The organism is Streptomyces sp. NP160 (assembly GCF_006335115.1).
Taxonomy (GTDB): Bacteria; Actinomycetota; Actinomycetes; order Actinomycetales; family Quadrisphaeraceae; genus Quadrisphaera.
In genome coordinates this window covers 1-230 of the sequence record NZ_VDMJ01000163.1, presented here as the reverse complement: position 1 = coordinate 230, position 230 = coordinate 1, and the positions used below count along the sequence as shown (strand labels likewise).

The 230-nt window shown below is 64.8% G+C and carries 1 protein-coding gene; it reads left to right on the top strand.

Annotated elements, in window-relative coordinates:
• Positions 1-9: 9 nt before the first annotated feature.
• On the top strand, positions 10-230 hold a 221-nt coding region (locus FHN55_RS22345), incomplete at its 3' end, for an ABC transporter substrate-binding protein (protein WP_257571208.1).

Below are 230 nucleotides of genomic sequence, written 5' to 3'. Positions count from 1 at the left end.
GGCAAGGGCGTGCTGTCGCCCATCGACACGGCGTCGGTGTGCGTCAACGTCGACGACGCGTGGTTCACGAAGAACAACAAGAAGAAGCCGGCGGGCCTCGACGACCTGACGAAGCCGGAGTACAAGAACCTCATGGTGGCGCCGGGTGCCTCGTCGAGTTCGCCCGGCATGGCGTTCTTCCTCGCGACGGTCGGCAAGTACGGCGAGAACGGCTGGAAGCCGTACTGGAC